The sequence below is a fragment of the Candidatus Arsenophonus phytopathogenicus genome (assembly GCF_056113345.1).
Window position 1 is genome coordinate 1,346,084 of the sequence record NZ_JBUIOB010000017.1, and the last position, 17,829, is coordinate 1,363,912.

General features: G+C 38.7%; 7 protein-coding genes and 7 pseudogenes. 12 read left to right on the forward strand and 2 right to left on the reverse strand.

All coding sequences use genetic code 11. The annotated features are described in order from the left end of the window. The first annotated feature begins 585 nt into the window (after positions 1 to 585). The 7 genes and pseudogenes from prfC (at position 586) to deoD (ending at position 8,872) form a co-directional block, all read left to right on the forward strand. Positions 586 to 2,176: pseudogene (gene prfC, locus AC01GB_RS10625) on the forward strand (peptide chain release factor 3). Between the two features lie 197 nt (positions 2,177 to 2,373). Further along, positions 2,374 to 3,440 (forward strand): annotated as a pseudogene (locus AC01GB_RS10630) (patatin-like phospholipase family protein). Next, positions 3,430 to 4,225, forward strand: a pseudogene (locus AC01GB_RS10635) (TatD family hydrolase). Before AC01GB_RS10630 ends, AC01GB_RS10635 begins: the two co-directional pseudogenes overlap by 11 nt. 248 nt (positions 4,226 to 4,473) lie before the next feature. After that, on the forward strand, positions 4,474 to 5,760 hold the full coding sequence (locus AC01GB_RS10640) for a NupC/NupG family nucleoside CNT transporter (protein ID WP_474451792.1): 1,287 nt from the start codon (positions 4,474 to 4,476) through the stop codon (positions 5,758 to 5,760). A gap of 78 nt (positions 5,761 to 5,838) precedes the next feature. Continuing rightward, a pseudogene (deoC, locus tag AC01GB_RS10645) lies at positions 5,839 to 6,617 on the forward strand (deoxyribose-phosphate aldolase). 252 nt (positions 6,618 to 6,869) lie between these two features. Further along, a pseudogene (gene deoB, locus AC01GB_RS10650) lies at positions 6,870 to 8,093 on the forward strand (phosphopentomutase). Between the two features lie 65 nt (positions 8,094 to 8,158). Beyond that, positions 8,159 to 8,872 carry a purine-nucleoside phosphorylase gene (gene deoD, locus AC01GB_RS10655; protein WP_474451793.1) on the forward strand — a complete coding sequence of 238 codons (714 nt, stop codon included), beginning with the start codon at positions 8,159 to 8,161 and terminating at the stop codon, positions 8,870 to 8,872. Between the two features lie 43 nt (positions 8,873 to 8,915). Here the strand turns inward: deoD and AC01GB_RS10660 are convergent, their stop codons facing one another. After that, positions 8,916 to 9,557 carry an AhpA/YtjB family protein gene (locus tag AC01GB_RS10660; RefSeq protein ID WP_474451794.1) on the reverse strand — a complete coding sequence of 214 codons (642 nt, stop codon included), beginning with the start codon at positions 9,555 to 9,557 and terminating at the stop codon, positions 8,916 to 8,918. Positions 9,558 to 9,678: 121 nt separating this feature from the next. Between AC01GB_RS10660 and serB the strand changes: the two genes are divergently transcribed. From serB to nadR, 3 genes and pseudogenes are all read left to right on the forward strand, one after another. Beyond that, positions 9,679 to 10,656, forward strand: coding sequence for a phosphoserine phosphatase (serB, locus tag AC01GB_RS10665; RefSeq protein WP_474451795.1), 978 nt, complete (start codon positions 9,679 to 9,681; stop codon positions 10,654 to 10,656). 33 nt (positions 10,657 to 10,689) lie between these two features. Further along, the gene (gene radA / locus AC01GB_RS10670) at positions 10,690 to 12,072 is read left to right on the forward strand and encodes a DNA repair protein RadA (protein WP_474451796.1); all 1,383 of its coding nucleotides are present in this window, start codon (positions 10,690 to 10,692) and stop codon (positions 12,070 to 12,072) included. Between the two features lie 11 nt (positions 12,073 to 12,083). Next, a pseudogene (gene nadR / locus AC01GB_RS10675) lies at positions 12,084 to 13,314 on the forward strand (multifunctional transcriptional regulator/nicotinamide-nucleotide adenylyltransferase/ribosylnicotinamide kinase NadR). A gap of 42 nt (positions 13,315 to 13,356) precedes the next feature. On the opposite strand, the gene ettA reads toward nadR, so the two are convergent. Continuing rightward, entirely contained in the window at positions 13,357 to 15,024 is a 1,668-nt protein-coding gene (ettA, locus tag AC01GB_RS10680; protein WP_474451797.1) for an energy-dependent translational throttle protein EttA, read from the reverse strand. 437 nt (positions 15,025 to 15,461) lie between these two features. On the opposite strand from ettA, the pseudogene sltY reads away from it, so the two are divergent. Both sltY and trpR read left to right on the forward strand, forming a co-directional pair. Then, positions 15,462 to 17,385 (forward strand): annotated as a pseudogene (gene sltY / locus AC01GB_RS10685) (murein transglycosylase). A gap of 73 nt (positions 17,386 to 17,458) precedes the next feature. Continuing rightward, entirely contained in the window at positions 17,459 to 17,779 is a 321-nt protein-coding gene (gene trpR / locus AC01GB_RS10690) for a trp operon repressor (RefSeq protein WP_474451798.1), read from the forward strand. Positions 17,780 to 17,829 lie beyond the last annotated feature (50 nt).

Consider the following 17,829-nt stretch of genomic DNA (forward strand, 5'->3'; position numbering starts at 1 on the left):
ATATGGATCATTTTGATATCGTTAATCAAATTGCTGGATTTTTTTCAAATAAATATGATGTCCCTTAAATTTATGTCAATCATGCAAAAATATTAGCAAAAAGAGGCTTATAAAATAAAATAGTAAAGAACACCATTTGGTAATAATATTAATCGATTATTTATTAACATTATTCTTAATAACTATTAATCATATGTATTATAAGAGTAATATGTTAATATATGACATATTATGTAAAAATTTTCATTTAATCGTCTTGTTTATTCTAATAAATATTTTAATTAGTGACTTTAATATAATCAGTAATAGATTTTCTGGTTTAATTAAATCATCTATATTTAGTTAAAAACAATTTTCTTTACTTTTTTTATATTTAATTTTATCGGTTAACTAAAAAATATTTTTTAATGAGTTAGTAATTGTTTTCAAAATGGCTTTGTCAGTGTAGAATTTTCGCCAATTTTTATACATCATGTTGTGTATGTGTATGTGTATGTGTATGTGTATGTGTATGTGTATGTGTATGTGTATGTGTATGTGTATGTGTATGTGTATGTGTTGTGTTGTGTATGTTGGGTAGTTATAATGAAAGAGAATAATTTTTGTCAGAAAATAGCGCGGCGCAGAACCTTTGCTATCATTTCTCACCCTGATGCAGGGAAAACCACGATCACAGAAAAAAGTACTGTTGTTTGGCCAAGCTATTCAAAAAGCGGGCACAGTGAAGGGGCGTGGTTCGAATCAACATGCAAAATCTGACTGGATGGAAATGGAAAAACAGCGCGGGATCTCGATTACCACTTCGGTAATGCAATTTCCTTATCAAAATTGCTTGATTAATTTGCTAGATACCCCAGGGCATGAGGATTTTTCGGAAGATACTTATCGGACTTTAACGGCGGTCGATTGTTGTTTGATGGTGATTGATGCAGCTAAAGGCGTTGAAGATCGTACGCGTAAATTGATGGAAGTAACACGGTTACGTGATACACCTATTTTAACCTTTATGAATAAATTGGATCGCGATATTCGCGATCCAATGGAATTAATGGATGAGGTTGAAAGTGAATTGAGTATCGCTTGTAGCCCGATTACCTGGCCAATTGGTTGTGGCAAGTTATTTAAAGGGGTTTATCATCTTTATCGTGATGAAACTATTTTATATCAGAGTGGGCGAGGGCATGCTATTCAAGACGTTGTTATTATTAAAGGATTAAATAATACCGAATTGGACAAAGTTATTGGAGACGATTTTGCTGCTCAGTTACGAGAAGAGCTAGAACTAGTAAAGGGTGCTTCTCATGAATTCAATTTAGACGCATTTTTACAAGGCAAGTTAACACCCGTCTTTTTTGGCACCGCTTTGGGTAACTTTGGTGTTGATCATATGTTAGATGGTTTGGTCAATTGGGCGCCAACTCCCATGCCTCGGCAGGCTGATAGTCGTATTGTTAATGCTCAGGAAGAAAAATTTTCTGGTTTTGTGTTCAAAATACAAGCCAATATGGATCCCAAACATCGTGATCGAGTGGCTTTTTTGCGGATTGTGTCTGGTTGTTATCAAAAAGGTATGAAACTTTATCAGGTACGAAATAAAAAAGAGGTGGTTATTTCAGATGCGCTTACTTTTATGGCCGGTGATCGTTCCCATGTTGAAGAAGCGTTTCCAGGTGATATCATTGGCTTGCATAATCATGGCACTATTCAGATTGGTGATACTTTTACCCAGGGAGAGGTGTTAAAATTTACCGGTATTCCTAATTTTGCGCCTGAACTATTCAAACGCATCCGTTTACGTGATCCGTTAAAGCAGAAACAGTTACTTAAAGGATTGGTTCAGTTATCCGAAGAGGGTGCGGTTCAGGTATTTCGCCCTTTAGCCAATAATGATCTTATTGTTGGTGCTGTTGGTGTGCTTCAGTTTGATGTGGTGGTAGCGCGCTTGAAGAGTGAATACAATGTTGAAGCTATTTATGAGCCAGTAAATGAGTCAACCGCACGTTGGATCGAATGTGATGACGTAAAAAAATTAGAAGAGTTCAAACGTAAAAATGAACAAAACCTGGCTTTAGATGGTGGCGATAACCTCAGTTATATTGCCCCAACGATGGTAAATCTTAATCTAACCCGCGAACGCTACCCTGAGGTTCGGTTCTGCAAAACGCGTGAGCATTAATTTATGGCATATTGATTTTTTATTACATTACCCTCACTTCTTATTAGTGGGGGTATGACTATTTTTCAATTGCTGTATTTATTGGTTTCTCCTAAATTTTTAAGCCGCTAAAAATCTTACTATTAAACCCAATAGTAGATTTTGAATAGCAGATTGTATTTAGAGGGTCTACTATCAGTTTTAAGGGGGAAAGGAATATGGGAAGACATATATCAGTCACATTGGGTAATATTGAGCCTTTAGCCTTCGATAATAATGCATTTTCTCGGTAAAATAGCATTAGTCTGTGAGGGGGGGTGGACAGCGTGGTATTTTTACCGCCGGTGTATTGGATGAATTTCTCTGTGTTGGTTTCAACCCATTTAACATCATGATAGGGACATCGGCCGGCGCACAAAATTTATCGGCCTATCTTTGCCAACAGCGTGGTTATGCCCGTAAGGTGAGCACTGATTATACCACTAAATCTCAATTTTTTAATCCACTACGTTTTATTCGTGGTGGTCATATGATTGATTTAGATTGGCTAATTGATATTACCTCCCGTGAATTACCCCTTGATTTCTCTACTGGATTGTCTTACTTAGACAGCGGGCGTCAATTTTTAATCAGTGCATGTCGCTACGAGGATTTTAGTCCGGTTTATTTTCAATCAACACAAGATAGTTGGCTAGATATTATTTGGGCGTCAAGTGCTATCCCCGGCTTTTATCGCCAGGGAGCGGTATTTAATGGGGCGCTTTATCATGATGGTGGTATAACGGCTTCAATTCCTGTTGAAGAAGCTTATCGTCGTGGGGTAAAAACAATTGTGGTAATTAGAACGGTTCCTTCGGGAATTTATTATACATCTGAATGGTTAAAGAGGATGACTCGCTGGTTGGAACACCGCAATATACGGCGGATGGCTAAGATGATAAAAGTACATATTAAAAGCTATCAACAGACACAAAAATTTATTGCTGCACCACCACCAGGTATCTAAATTTTCGAAATTTATCCACCGAAACCTTTAATGAGTTGTGCATTAGGTAGCCGTGCTTCAACCTTAGAGACTGATTATCATTCTGGGCGTCAATGTGGCAGCTATTTTTTAACTAGTTTAAAACACTATTTTTCTACTGATAATTTAGCATCTTACCCGTATTCTATTGAAAATGATCAGGTTGCAAATTCGGCATCTTTGTCTGCTGAGATAATTTCTAATCAACAAGATGAAGAACCAAAATCAGGTGATGTAGGATTAGCCATTGATGTTCGTTGACATCCATTGTCATTTTGTTTTTCCTCCTTTTATCCATGATATTGAAGATAGTTTTTCGCGCGCGGTGAAAGCTGGCGTGACTGATATCATTGTCCCGGCGGTTGGTATTGAGAATTTTGAGCGAGTATATTCACTGGCACAACAATATCCGCATTTGTATGCCGCATTAGGTTTTCATCCTTTGTATATAGCAGATTTTTTACCTGATCATTTTGCTAAATTAGTGGCATTATTGCAGCAAAACAGCAATAAATGTGTTGCTATTGGTGAAATAGGTTTAGATTATTTTGTTACTAATGCTGCGGTTAAGCAACAACAAGCATTGCTGATCCAGCAATTACAGCTGGCTAAACAGTATGATTTACCGGTTATTCTTCATTCGCGTAAAAGTCATTGATCAACTAGCTGCTTTATTAAGACGATTTGACGTGCCGAAAAAGGGAGTCATTCATGGATTTGCAGGCAGTTTGTCGCAAGCGAATGCTTTTATCCGTTTAGGTTATTTTATCGGTATTGGTGGCGTTATCACCTATCAACGGGCTAAGAAAACCAGAGTAGTAGCTGCGCAATTGCCGCTGTCGTCATTAGTACTTGAAACTGATGCCCCTGATATGCCATTAGCTGGATTTCAGGGGCAGGTTAATCGTCCTGAAAGAATAGGTTTGGTATTTGAGGCACTATGTAACCTTCGGCAAGAGTCAGCAGAGGAAATTGCAACACAGCTTTATAATAATAGTTTACAACTCTTTAATATTAAAAAAGAGCAGACTAATATGGCTAAATAATCATACCAATAAGTTATTTAATTATAATTATGGTATTTTTTAGATAATTTTTGCCGGCAATATCGCTTTTCGTAAGTGAATATGTGTCGCAAAATTTATTTTTTCGTGATTTTTCGTTATGATTATTTGTGATACCGACTGTCAGTTATTAATGCGAAATCGTTATAATGTCTGCGCATTAAACTGGCAGCTTATTTTTTAAACTATATAAATTTTCATTTGTTATATAATACAAAGGGATATTATTCATGCAACTCATTATGAGCCTGCTAGGGATGGTAGTATTGATTTTCATCGCTATCATTTTTTCCAGTAACCGTCGGGCAATTAAATTCCGTACCGTATCTGGTGCTTTTGTTATTCAAATGGCAATTGGCGCATTTGTTCTTTATATCCCTGCCGGTCGCCGCACTTTGGAAACTGTATCAGATGCAGTCTCTAGTGTGATTGGTTATGGACAAGTTGGCATGGATTTTGTCTTTGGTGGTTTAGTCTCTAATAAAATGTTTGAACTGTTTGGCGGTGGTGGTTTTATTTTTGCCTTACGTGTCTTACCGGTCATTGTTTTCTTCTCGTCATTGATAGCCGTACTTTATTATCTTGGTATTATGCAGTTTTTTATCAAAATCTTAGGTGGACTTTTGCAATGGATATTAGGCACCTCACGTACTGAGTCATTATCAGCGACCGCTAATATTTTTGTCGGTCATACAGAGGCGCCTTTGGTTGTCAGACCCTATATTGCCACCATGACAAACTCTGAATTATTTGCTGTTATGTGTGGTGGATTAGCTTCGGTTGCTGGCTCGGTATTGGCCGGCTATGCGCAAATGGGGGTGCCAATGGAATATCTGATCGCAGCATCTTTTATGGCAGCACCGGGGGGATTGTTATTTGCCAAATTGATGGTACCGGAGACAGAGAAAACTCACGATGCAGTGAATATGGTCAGTGTGGCGAGCGGCGAAGAACGCCCAGTTAACATTATTGATGCTGCCGCCACTGGCGCTTCTTCCGGCATGCAACTTGCTTTAAATGTCGGTGCGATGTTGCTGGCATTTGTTGCATTGATAGCGTTACTTAATGGTATTTTGTCGGTGATTGGTGGCTGGATCCATATACCAGGCTTATCATTAGAATTGATTTTAGGCTGGATCTTTGCGCCAATTGCCTATTTGATTGGTATACCCTGGCATGAAGCGACAATTGCCGGTTCGTTCATTGGGAAAAAGTTAGTGGTCAATGAATTTGTTGCATATATGAATTTTGGCGAATACTTAAAACCAGATAGTGAAGTTATTGCCGCCGGTAAGCAAGTACTTTCTGAACATACTAAAGCCATAATCTCTTTTGCATTGTGTGGTTTTGCTAATTTAGCGTCAGTAGCCATATTACTGGGTGGTTTAGGTGGAATCGCCCTGAACCGTCGTAAAGATGTTGCTCGATTAGGTTTGAAAGCGGTATTAGCCGGTTCGTTATCTAATTTGATGAGTGCCACTATTGCAGGCTTCTTTTTATCGTTAGCGATTATGTAAATTAATCTGCTTGGTATATTAAACATTGAACAATTGTTTAATCGCTGAAGCAATAATGTCAGTATCTTTGAGAATTATATGATGGAATTAAAACTTGCTGCACAACGCGCATTAAATTTGATGGATTTAACTCTGCTAAATGATGACGATACTGATGAAAAAGTGAAGATTTTATGCCATCAAGCCAAAATCGCACAAGGCAATACTGCCGCGATATGTATTTATCCTCGCTTTATTCCATTAGCACGTAAGATGCTAACCGAACAAAAAACCCCGAATATTCGCATTGCCACGGTAACTAATTTTCCATTTGGTGGTTATGATGTTGTGATTGCTACAGCTGAAACACAAGCTGCTATTGCTTATGGGGCAGACGAAGTTGATGTTGTTTTTCCCTATCGAGCATTAATAACCGGTAATAAGCAAATTGGTTTTGACCTGGTTAAAGCGTGTAAAGAAGTTTGTCTACCGAGAGGTGTCTTACTGAAAGTTATTATTGAAGCCGGTGAATTAAAACAGTCTGATCTTATTCGACAGGCAGCAGAAATTGCTATTGCTGCCGGCGCTGATTTTGTTAAGACATCAACGGGTAAGGTTGCGATAAATGCCATCCTAGAGAATGTTGAAATTATACTTAAAGTTATTCGAGATATGGACGTTGCTAGTCAGGTGGGTTGTAAGGTGGCAGGTGGCGTTCGTACGGTAGAAGAAGCTGCCCAATATCTGGTTTTAGCCGATCGAATCATGGGAAAGAAGGGGTAAATATTCGTCATTTTCGTTTTGGGGCGTCAAGCTTATTGTCTAGTCTATTAAATACATTAGGATGCCCAATAGATAATTTTACTGGCGACTATTAATTTTTATTGATCTTTTTATGCACTGTTTCAGTAATTATTGGCTGGCAGAAAAATGAAAATGTCTATTTTAATAATCTATGAAAATGATTGTTAATAAATGATCGTTAATAAAAGAAGTTTTTAGATAATAGCATCGATTAGTATTTTGTATTTATTGACGATAGTAAATAGTTATTATGAGCTCGAATTATGGAATGCGTTATTTTTTGTTTAATAATGGATTAATTGAATTTGGACTAACCAAGGGTAGTTATGAAACGTGTATTCATTATGGTGCTTGATTCTTTTGGTATTGACGCTACGCCGGATGCGGATAGATTTGGTGATGCTCGGGCGAACACTTTAGGCCATATTGCGACCGCTTGTGCGCAAGGGAAGGCTGATAAGGGTCGTAAAGGTAAACTTTTTTTGCCCAATTTATCGCGTTTAGGGTTAGCAAAAGCCGCTGAGGGGTCATCAGGAACATTTCCAATCGGCCTGGATGAAGACGCTGAGATTATCGGTGCCTATGGTTTTGCGAGTGAGTTATCTTCCGGCAAAGATACCCCATCAGGTCATTGGGAGATTGCCGGGGGATACCGGTTTTATTTGAACGGGATATTTTAAACAGCAAAAAAATAGTTTTCCGCAACAATTATTGGATATGTTAGTTGAAGCGGCTAATTTGCCCGGTTATCTGGGAAATTGTCACTCGTCAGGCACGGTGATCTTGGATCAATTAGGTGAAGAGCATATGAAAACAGGTAAACCTATTTTCTATACTTCAGCCGATTCAGTCTTTCAGATAGCATGTCATGAAGAGGCTTTTGGGGTTAAAAATCTTTATCAGCTTTGCGAAATAGCGAGAAAGACGCTAGATGAAGGTGCTTATAATATTGGACGTGTTATTGCTCGTCCTTTTATCGGCAATAAAGCTGGCTGTTTGCAGCGTACCGGTAATCGTCGAGATTATTCAGTTGAACCACCTGCACCAACCATCCTGCAAAACTGGTTGAAGAAAAAGCCGGCCAGATGGTTTCAATTGGCAAAATTGCAGATATTTATGCCAATGTCGGCATTACTAAGCAAGTGAAAGCAACCGGTATTGAAGCGCTATTTGCGGCAAGCCTTGAGGAGATCAAAAAAGCGGCCGACAATACCATTGTGTTTACTAATTTTGTTGATTTTGATTCTTCATATGGACATCGTCGTTATGTTGCGGGTTATGCGGCCGGACTAGAGTTATTTGATAGTCTTTTACCTGAAATGCTGGCATTAATTGAGAATGAGGATGCTTTGATTATTACCGCAGATCATGGTTGTGACCCGACCTGGCCAGGAACTGATCATACGCGGGAAAATATTCCTATTTTAATTTATGGTCCGAAAGTAAAACCTGGGGTACTAGGTCATCGACAGACCTTTGCTGATATTGGTCAAACCGTTGCGCAATACTTTGGTTTATCGCCGATGGCATATGGCAAAACTCTATTTTAAGTATGATGGGTAATATTTGTTCATATTCCCGATTTTATCGATAAGTAATAAAAGGAAATTTATTTATGGCCACCCCACATATTAATGCTGAGTTGGGCGATTTTGCGGAAGTTATGCTGATGCCAGGCGATCCTCTACGCGCAAAACATATTGCAGAAAATTATTTGACCGACAGCCGTCAGGTAAATGATGTTCGTGGTATGTTAGGTTTTACTGGTAATTATCAAGGTCGTAGCATTTCTGTGATGGGACATGGTATGGGGATCCCTTCCTGTTCAATTTACATGAAAGAGCTAATTACTGACTTTGGTGTTAAAACAATAATGCGAGTAGGATCCTGTGGTGCTATTAGCCATCAAGTAAAGTTACGCGATATTATTATCGGCCTGGGAGCATGCACCGATTCTAAAGTTAATCGACTAAAATTTGATGGTAATGATTTTGCGGCTATTGCGGATTATCAGCTGGTTCATAATGCTATAACTGCGGCTAAAGCAAAGAATCTAAACGTTCTGGTAGATAATATTTTTTCTACTGATCTTTTTTATACGCCTAAAACGCAAGTTTTTGATAAAATAGAAAAATATGGCATTTTGGGGGTGGAAATGGAAGCTGCTGGTATGTATAGCATTGCGGCGGAATATGGTGTCAAGGCACTAACTATTTGTACGGTTTCTGATCATATTCGTCGAGGCGAAAAGACAACTTCAGCAGAACGGCAAACGACATTTAATGAGATGGTTGAAATTGCGTTAGAATCAGTATTATTACTGGATTAAAAATAAATCATTAAATTTTAATCTGCTTTCTTTTTAGCAATTTTTATTTCTTTTGCTGATTGTTTGCCGAGCGACTATTGCTTATTGATAAAAAAGGTAACTTTGGCCAGTGTATTGAAATTGATTTAGATAAAATATTAGCCAGAATAAAACCGATAGTGAGTGCTAAAAGTAACATAATCCTTAATAAATTAGCCATATTATCTATTTGTTTAAATCCTATACTAAATTGATGAGCATCAATGGTTAAACGTAAAAAGCCTTTTGGTTTTTTGGTATCGAAGATTGGAACAACCAATTGATAGATAACATAGTTGTGGCATGGAGGGTGATTAAGGGATAACCGCTGTCGTAAAGCAACTTTTTCACCTGTATGCTGAATTTTGGTTCCATCATTAAGATAAACACTTGCATCGAGAATATGTTCATTAATTGTTAATTGATTAAGAATGGCCAGGATCTGTTTATTATTAAAATTCTTACCATCACTTTGTATATAATTGGATAAGCTAAAAGCAACTTGTTCAGCATGTGTATGAGCCAATTCTTTAAATTGCTCGACTCTGGTTTTCTGATGTAACTGACTAAAATAACTAACCTTTTGGATTAGAATAATGAGCAAGAAGAGGCAAATTAAAATGATAACAGTTTTATGTAATCGAAACTTTAATTTCGTTTTAATCATAATCGGCTCTTTTAAACTTAGTTCATTATCATATTGCCAGAAGTTAAGATGATAGGATAGTTTGAAAAGCCGTTTTTTTTGTTGGCTAATTGTCGTGATTGGATGACAGGAGTATGAATTAATGTCGACGAGTTTAACCTATTGTTATTTGCCTAATGAGATCCAAAAATGGCCTGGATTACCGCTTTCACTAAGTGGTGAAGAGGTTATGCCTTTGGATTATCGGGCTGGGGATAGTGGTTGGTTGCTTTATGGACGAGGACTGAATAAGCAACGTATCAGTCAATTTCAACAACGCTCTGGTAATGCGATTGTGATTGTTTCTTCTTGGCGTATTGATGATTATCAAGTCGTTCGTATCGCGGGTAGCTTAAGCGCAAAAATAAAGAAAATAGCTGAAGAGTGTGGTTTAGATGTTGTACCGCTGGGTAATATTCCCCGTTTACGTGTGCCAGGCTTGTTGGTGATGGATATGGATTCAACGGCAATTCAGATCGAATGCATTGATGAAATTGCTCGTTTGGCGGGAGTTGGCCAGCAGGTTGCTGAAATTACAGAACGCGCAATGCAAGGGGAAATTGATTTTAGTGAAAGTTTAAAAGCTCGGGTTAAGTTACTTGCTGGAGCCGACATGCAAATTTTGCAAAATGTATTAGAGCATATGCCACTGACACCAGGCTTAACCAGTCTTGTCCGTAAGTTGCAGGCATTTGATTGGCATGTTGTTATTGTTTCAGGTGGATTTAATTTTTTTACTAATTATTTGAAGGAAAAATTAAAATTAACCGCTGCGGTGGCTAACAAACTTGAAATTAAAGATAACAAATTGACCGGTAAGGTGAATGGCAACATTGTAGATGCTAAAGTCAAAGCACAAACCTTAATAAAATTAGCTAGACAATTCTCTATTCCAATCGAGCAAACCGTTGCTATTGGTGATGGCGCAAATGATGTAAAAGTGATCCGTAAGGCGGGATTGGGTATTGCTTATCATGCTCAATCTAAAGTACAGGCTAGGGCAAAAGTAGCGATTCAACATGCAGATTTGATGGGTGTACTTTGTGTTTTAAGTGGTGGCTTAAAGCATGAAGAGCGTTAACGATCAAATCAATAAATAAAAGAGGCAATAACGGTGGCAAAAACAATAAAAAGAGCATTTGTCTGTAATGAATGTGGTGCAGATTATCCACGCTGGCAAGGTCAATGTATCGCTTGTCATACCTGGAATACGATCACAGAGGTAAGATTAGCTGCCAGTTCTACCTCGCGAGCAGAACGCCTTAATGGTTATGCCGGTAGTGCTGCAGGTAACCAAGTACAGAAATTGTCTGCCATTAGTTTAGAAGCATTGCCACGTTTTTCTACTGATTTCAAAGAATTTGATCGTGTTCTCGGTGGTGGTGTGGTACCTGGTAGCGCGATTTTAATTGGTGGTAACCCAGGAGCTGGTAAAAGCACATTGCTTTTGCAAACTATATGTCGGCTTTCATCGCAGATGAAAACTTTATACGTCACCGGTGAGGAGTCTTTACAGCAAGTGGCGATGCGAGCGCATCGATTAGGGTTACCGTCCGATAATCTCAATATGTTATCTGAAACCAGTATTGAGCAGATTTGTTTGATTGCAGAGCAGGAACAGCCAAAATTGATGGTGATTGATTCTATTCAGGTCATGCATATCGCGGATATACAGTCATCACCTGGTAGTGTGGCACAAGTCCGAGAAACTGCGGCTTATCTTACCCGATTTGCTAAAATACGAGGGATCGCCATTATCATGGTAGGGCATGTCACAAAAGATGGTTCTTTGGCCGGCCCGAAAGTACTTGAACACTGTATTGACTGTTCGATAATGCTCGATGGTGAAGCAGATTCACGATTTCGTACCTTAAGAAGTCATAAAAATCGATTTGGTGCGGTTAATGAATTGGGTGTATTTGCCATGACGGAAAAAGGGTTAAAGGAAGTGAGTAATCCATCGGCTATTTTTCTCAGTAGAGCAGAAGAGATCACTTCGGGCAGCTCGGTGATGGTTGTTTGGGAAGGAACGCGACCATTGCTGGTGGAAATTCAGGCGCTAGTGGACTATTCAATGCTAGCTAATCCGCGACGCGTTGCTGTCGGTTTAGAGCAGAATCGATTAGCGCTTTTGTTGGCTATTTTGCATCGGCATGGTGGATTACAGATGTCGGATCAAGATGTTTTTGTTAATGTTGTTGGTGGGGTTAAAGTGATGGAAACCAGTGCTGATCTTGCTTTACTCTTTTCTTTAGTCTCCAGTTTCCGTAATCGTCCATTGCCGCGTGATGTTGTGGTTTTTGGTGAGGTTGGATTGGCGGGTGAAATCCGTCCAGTACCTAGTGGCCAAGAACGGATCATTGAAGCGGCAAAACATGGTTTTAAACGAGCGATTGTCCCTTATGCTAATGTGCCCAAAAAACCATTACCCAATATGCAGTTATTTGGTGTGAAAAAACTGTCAGAGGCATTAACGGTTATGGAAAACTTTGATTAACCCGAGAAGCGATGAAACAGTTTGATTATTTGAAACTGGCTATTAAGCAAACAGGTTGTACTTTACAACAGATTGCGACTGCTTGCGGCATGACAAAAGGTTATTTAAGCCAATTAATTAATGAAAAAATTAATAATCCTAGCGCGAAAAATTGTTGCATTGCATCGTGTTTTAAATATTGAATATCCATTAAAGCCTAAACGTATTGGTGTGGTATTTGGTAAGTTTTATCCATTGCATACAGGACATATTTACCTGATACAGCGTGCGTGTAGTCAAGTTGATGAATTATATGTCATTCTTTGTCATGATGAACCTCGTGGTCGGGCGCTTTTTATCGACAGTTCGATGTCACAGCAACCGACAGTAAGCGATCGGCTACGATGGTTATTATAAACTTTCAAATATCAAAAAAATATTTATATTCATTCCTTTGATGAGCAAGGTATAGAACCATACTCACATGGCTGGCAAGTATGGAGCGAAGGAATGAAAAAATTTTTAATGGCCAAAAATATTCAACCACAATTTATTTATTCTGGAGAAGTGGATGATATTGTGCATTATAAAAAATATCTTGAGGTAGAAGTGGTGCTTATTGATCCTGAGCGCACATTTATGAATATTAGTGGCAATCAAATTAGGCAAGCGCCATTTCGGTATTGGTCATATATTCCAACGGAAGTAAAACCATTTTTTGTGCGTAAGGTAGCCATATTAGGAGGGGAATCAAGTGGTAAATCGACTTTAGTTAATAAGCTTGCGAATATTTTAACACCACCAGTGCATGGGAATATGGTCGTGATTATGTTTTCTCTCATTTAGGTGGCGATGAGATGGCGTTACAATATTCTGACCATTGGGTCATGAAAAATATATTGATTTTGCCGTTAAATATGCCAATAAAGTTGCCTTTATCGATAATGATTTCATTATCACCCAAGCTTTTTGTAAAAGATATGAGGGGAAACCACATCTTTTTGTGCAAGCATTAATTGATGAATATCGTTTTGATCTGGTTATTTTATTAGAAAATAATACCCCATGGGTTGCTGATGGATTACGCAGTTTGGGTAGTGATGAGGAACGTATAACATTTCAAAATTTATTGATTGAACTACTGATTGAAAATCAAGTGGAATTTGTGGTGGTTGATTCGCTTAATTATGATGAGCGTTTTTACGCTGTATTGAGTTGGTTCAGCAACTACTTATGATGGATGAAAAATCTCCGAATTTTTAAATGATAAGGCTCGCTTTAGCAAGCCTTATTTTATTTGGCTATTTATTTGCTCATCTTTTTATATTTGATGCGATGAGGTTCTAGCGCATCAGCGCCCAATGTCCGTTTTTTATAATCTTCATATTCACTAAAATTACCTTCAAAGAAAGTGATTTTTCCTTCATCCTGATAATCAATAATATGAGTGGCAATACGGTCAAGAAACCAGCGATCGTGGGAAATAACTAATGCACTGCCAGGAAATTCCAGTAATGCGTTTTCTAACGCGCGTAATGTTTCGACATCCAAATCGTTAGTTGGCTCATCAAGTAGTATCATATTACCACCAACCTGGAGTAGTTTTGCCAAGTGTAAACGGCCACGTTCACCACCAGAGAGTTCTCCAACTCGCTTACCCTGATCAACCCCTTTGAAATTAAAGCGTCCAACGTAAGCTCTACTTGGAATTTCGAAATTACCGATACGCATAATATCTTGTCCGCCGGAAACCTCTTCCCACACGGTTTTATTGTTGTCCATGGTGTCACGAAATTGTTCAACTGAGGCAACTTTGACGGTTTCACCTAAGGTTATTGTGCCAGAGTCAGGCTGTTCTTGACCTGAAATCATGCGAAAAAGGGTTGATTTCCCCGCGCCATTTGGCCCGATAATACCCACGATAGCCCCTTTAGGGATCGAGAAACTAAGGTTATCAATTAAAACCCGATCACCATAGGATTTACTGAGATTTTCAACCGTTAAAACTTTGTCTCCTAGACGAGGTCCTGGCGGAATGAAGAGCTCGCTGGTTTCATTACGTTTTTGATAGTCAACACTGTTTAACGCTTCAAAACGGGCTAAACGGGCTTTTCCTTTTGCTTGCTGGCCTTTAGGATTTTGTCGGATCCACTCAAGTTCTTTTTCGATCGATTTGCGGCGAGCAGCTTCGCTGGAAGCCTCTTGTGCTAAGCGAGTCTCTTTTTGTTCTAACCAAGAGGAATAATTACCTTCCCATGGAATACCTTCTCCGCGATCAAGTTCCAGGATCCAACCTGCTACGTTATCTAAGAAGTAGCGATCGTGAGTGATAGCAACAACAGTTCCTTCGTAATCATGTAAAAACCGTTCTAACCAGGCAACGGACTCTGCATCCAAATGGTTAGTTGGTTCATCAAGTAATAGCATATCGGGTTTTTCCAGCAGTAAACGACAAATAGCTACCCGACGCCGTTCTCCACCTGAAAGTTGTTCTATTTTTGTCTCCCAGACTGGTAGGCGTAATGCATCGGCTGCACGCTCCAACTGGTTATCCAAATTGTGTCCGTCATGTGATTGCAAAATGGCTTCTAACTGGCCTTGCTCTTTTGCCAGTTTATCGAAGTCAGCATCAGGTTCAGCATAGGCCGCATAGACTTCATCAAGGCGAGTAAGAGTATTTTTTATTTCACTAACTGCCTCTTCGACTGCTTCACGTACGGTATGATCAGGATTAAGTTTTGGTTCCTGGGAGAGATAGCCAATTTTGATCCCTGGATTGGGGCGTGCCTCACCTTCAATTTCAGTATCGATACCAGCCATAATACGAAGTAATGTTGATTTACCCGCTCCATTAAGGCCAAGAACACCAATTTTGGCACCTGGGAAGAAACTAAGAGAGATATTTTTTAAGATATGTCTTTTCGGTGGGACAATTTTTCCCACTCGATGCATGGAATAGACGAACTGTGCCAATTTATTCTACCTTTTAGCTAATTGAATAATTTTAGATATCAACGGGTTGCTTATTTCATTTGAAGAAAATATTCAGGCACTTAATTAAACTTTGCCTAAATTGCGATTAATAATATTAATAAGAACTAATCAAAAATTTATTGCAGATCTTTAGCATAAAGTTTTATTAAAATAAATGATTACCTTATTCACATTGTAATGAGCCATGTAATTAAGCGGGTAGGTTGCTGAGTGGTTATTATACACGATCCTATTTACTAACATTAATAGTTTAATTTTTTATGTAGGATATTGTTCATCAAGCGTACTGGCAGTCATTTTGCAATCCTAAGGAATTTTATTTTTATGATCTATTTTCTTAAATTAGTTTAGTAATTATATTTGTTTTGGATAATAATATTTTATATAGAAATAGTTATCTTAAACAGGAGTAAATAATGGCGTCGAGAAAATGGTGGTCAGAGATAATATTGCTGATAATACTCTGGTTACCTTTCCATGCCCTAGGTGATTCATTAACCGCTCAACGTGAGCGTTATCAGGCAATTAAGCAAGCCTGGGATGCTAATGATAATCATCGAGTCGCAAGTTTGATGCCAACATTAACCGAATATCCGCTTTATCCTTATCTGGCATATCGGCGATTGACGCAAGATCTTAATACCATTTCTGGAGCGCAAGTTGAGACTTTTATCAAACAATATCCCCATTTTCCCCTCAATCAAAAGTTGTCTACCGTTTTTGTCAATCAGCTTGCCCAGCGTAAAGAATGGCATAGCCTGCTAGCTTTTAGCCCTTCACCGCCGAGGCCGATTATTGCTCGTTGTAATTATTACTATGCCAAATGGCAAACAGGTAATAAGCAAGCGGCGTGGCAGGGAGCAAAACAGATTTGGTTACACGTCTATCTACTACCCCAAGCGTGCGAACAGCTTTTTACCCGTTGGCAACAAGCTGGACAATTAACCACTGAATTGATTTTGCAACGTATTTTTTTAGCTATTAAAAGCAATGATGCTGCTCTGGTTACCAGCCTAGTCAATCGGTTGCCAACTAAAGATCAAATTATCGGCCAGCGCTTGGCCAAATTACAGCAAGATCCCTCTTTAGTGGTGAAATTTGCCAGCCTGGTCAAGCCATCGGTGTTTAATCGACAAGTTATATTGTTGTTTTTTTAACCGCTTTGTCAGCCAGTCGGTAGAGAAGGTCAAGGCTGCGATACCGATTATTATCCACGCACAGAAAATGAGCCCTTTACAACAGCAGCAATTGAAGGATGATATCGCCTGGCAATTATTCGGTGAGGTGACGCTACAACAAGCTAAGTGGCGTGATACTGTTATTCAACATTCATCTTCAATTTCTTTACGTGAACGAAGGGTGCGTTTAGCGCTGGCAAGTAATGATATGGTTTCTCTTGCGCAATGGTTAAAGCGATTACCTAAAGAAAGCCGAAATAAGGAAGAGTGACAATATTGGCAGGTTATTACCCTAATCGCTCAAGGTAAGCCTAAACAAGGTAAAAAGATATTATTCAACTTGGTGAAACGGAGGGGATTTTATCCTATGGTTGCAGCACAAAAATTGAACATTCCGTATCCTATAAATATTGCGGTTGCCGCTAAACCTGAAAATGATATCGATTTATTGCCTGAAGTACAGCGAATAGGTGAATTGTTGTTTTGGAAAAAGGAAAATTTAGCCCGCGCTGAATGGATTAATCTGCTTATCAGACAGAAAAAAATCCGCTAACAGCAACTAGCACGCTATGCATTTGAACATCGGTGGGCTGATTTGAATGTACAGGCGACAATTATTGCCAAACTATGGGATCATTTAACAGAGCGTTTTCCTATTGCCTGGGAACGCGAATTTGAACGGCACACAAAAGATAAAAAATTAATAAAAGTTTTGCCATGGCGATTGCCAGGCAAGAAAGTGGTTGGAATCCACAGGTGCGTTCTGCTGCGGGTGCGATTGGTTTGATGCAATTAATGCCACAGACAGCACAACAAGTGGCAAAATTGAATAGCATTGCAGATTATACCGATAGTAGTAAGTTCATTGATCCAGAAAAAAATATTGAGCTTGGTATAGCATATCTAGAGACAGTTTTTCAGCAATTTGGATTTAATCGGGTATTAGCTTGTGCCTGCTTATAATGCTGGGCCTGCCAGAGTGGCGCGTTGGTTAGCAATCAGTAACGGAAAATTAGATGTTATCTCTTTTATTGAAAATATCCCATTTTCTGAAACGCGACGTTATGTTAAAAATGTACTTGTCTACAATCTTTTTTATCAATATTTTCTCGGTAAATCAGTTAAAATATTAACAAAAAGCGAATGGATGATGAACTATTAGTGCTCTTTATGTCCATCACCGAGCTGTTTATGTTATGCTATTGTACTAGTTAAATAGTATGGCGGTATATATTATGGAAAACTATCTTATTGATCCAGCTCTTCAACCAGAAGAAAATAGTGATTGGCAACGCTTTGTCGAATTATTGCGTAGTGCTTTCCAACAAGAGTTACAGCAACCCATTTTACAATTATTTTTAACCCCAGATGAACGTGTGGCATTGGGGACTAGAGTTCGGATTATTCAGGCATTAATGGACGGTGAAATGAGTCAGCGAGATCTTAAAAGTGAGTTAGGTGTCGGAATTGCAACCATCACGCGGGGTTCTAATAGTCTGAAGAGTGCGACTAAAGAGGTGAAAGTTTGGTTGGAACAGCAGTTACTCAAGCCGTAAACATCTTTTATTAAATTGTAAAATGTACACCTTTAGCCACTCTTTATACG

Excerpts from the sequence above, each read along its gene's own strand:
- AC01GB_RS10640 (WP_474451792.1), top strand. The coding sequence starts at position 4,474 with ATGCAACTCATTATGAGCCTGCTAGGGATGGTAGTATTGATTTTCATC.
- deoD (WP_474451793.1), top strand. The coding sequence starts at position 8,159 with ATGGCCACCCCACATATTAATGCTGAGTTGGGCGATTTTGCGGAAGTT.
- AC01GB_RS10660 (WP_474451794.1), bottom strand. The coding sequence starts at position 9,557 with ATGATTAAAACGAAATTAAAGTTTCGATTACATAAAACTGTTATCATT.
- serB (WP_474451795.1), top strand. The coding sequence starts at position 9,679 with ATGTCGACGAGTTTAACCTATTGTTATTTGCCTAATGAGATCCAAAAA.
- trpR (WP_474451798.1), top strand. The coding sequence starts at position 17,459 with ATGGAAAACTATCTTATTGATCCAGCTCTTCAACCAGAAGAAAATAGT.